The following is a 1,449-nucleotide window of genomic DNA, read 5'->3' as shown; positions in this document are numbered from 1 at the left end:
GTCGAGCAGATGGAACAGCGCGGTAGGCGCGTTGCCGATCACGACGACGCTGCCCGCGAGGTGCGGGCGCCACAGTTCGAGCGCGGCGGCCGAGCGCGTGTTGCCGAGCTGGCGCGCGAGGTCGGGCACCTCGGGCTCGCCGAGCGTGCACAGCACGCGATTGCCGGCCGGCAGCCGCGCACGCGTGATGCCTTCCGCGACCATCTTCGCGTCGCAGAGGATCGGCGCGCCGGCGGCCAGCGCCGCACGGCCCGCCGTGCCCGCGCCGGTTGAGAAACGCAGGTCGTCGACGACGTCGACCATCCCGCACGCGTGGATCACGCGCACCGCGAGTTTCTCGAGGTCGGCCGGGATCCGCGACAGGTCGGCCTCGGCACGGATCGTCGCGAACGACTGGCGGTAGATTTCCTGCCCGTCGCGTATGTAGTCAAGCATCGGTGGTGTCCTGGCTTGCCGCGCATCGCCCAGTCGGGCCGCGGCTTGGTCGATCGTCAAGTGGCGCGCGAGCGGGGCGCCGAGGCCCGCTGCGTCGTCGCGCCGGTAAAGGTCGTAGCGTGCCGGTGCGACCGCGACGAGCGTGTGCTCGGCGGGGTGCGGCAGCGCGCAATGGCGCTCGCAGCCGGTCAGGTGCACGAGGTTCACGAGGTGCACGACGTGCACACTGCGCGCACGGCCGACGCGCGCGGCGAGCGCGAGCGCGTCGCGCTTCGTGTCGGCGCGCGCTTTCGCGCAGCCGGCGCTGCCCGCGCAGGCGACGAGCTGCGCGAGCGGATCTGTCGGTTCGCAGACGAGGCCGAGCGCGGCGAGCGCGTCGAGCAGCACGGGCGCGTCGGTTGTCACGACGCCGTGGATGAACACGCCTTGCCAAGGCGTGATCGACAGCGTGCCGTCGCCGTATGTGTCCGCAAGCGCCGCGAGCGCGTCGAGCCGCGCCGCGTCGAGACGGCCGAGCGCGAACTGCGCGCCGACGCTGCAGCGCAACGCGTCGTTCGACGGATGCGCGCCGAAGCGCCACGCGAAATCGGACGGCGTGCGCCGCCAGTCGGCAAGCGCGGGGTCGGCTGCAAGCGGAAACGGCAGATAGGCTTGTGCGCGTTCGAGCAGACCCTGCTCGCCACATGTCGCGAGCAGCGCGCGCATGCGCGTCACGTCGGCCGGCGCAAGGTCGAGGAACGCGAGCAGCAGCGCGCGCACGAGCGCGGCCGATTCCTCAGGCGAAACATCGACGCACGCGGGGGCATCGGCGCGCGCAACCGGCGGACATCCGGCGAGCCCGGCCGCGATGCGCACGGCGCCGTCGCCGCGCCGCCATGCGGACAGCCAGATGTCGTGCGGATGGTCGAGCGCCGCGACCGCTTCGCCGCCGTCGAGCTGGATCGCAAATTTCGGCGACAGCTCGAAGCGGCGCGGCTCATGCGCGAGCAGGTCGAACAGCGGCGCGGCGAGCGA

General features: G+C 72.8%; 1 protein-coding gene and 1 pseudogene. Both read right to left on the bottom strand.

The annotated features are described in order from the left end of the window. On the bottom strand, window positions 1–435 hold a 435-nt coding region (locus G3N94_RS41135; protein ID WP_205799885.1), incomplete at its 3' end, for a precorrin-8X methylmutase. 423 nt (window positions 436–858) lie between these two features. Next, window positions 859–1,140 (bottom strand): annotated as a pseudogene (locus tag G3N94_RS42825) (hypothetical protein); the annotation flags it as partial. Window positions 1,141–1,449 lie beyond the last annotated feature (309 nt).

The organism is Burkholderia sp. Ac-20353 (genome assembly GCF_017104785.1).
GTDB lineage: Bacteria > Pseudomonadota > Gammaproteobacteria > Burkholderiales > Burkholderiaceae > Burkholderia.
Note: the sequence above shows the minus strand (reverse complement) of the source record. Positions and strands in the feature narration are given on the sequence as shown.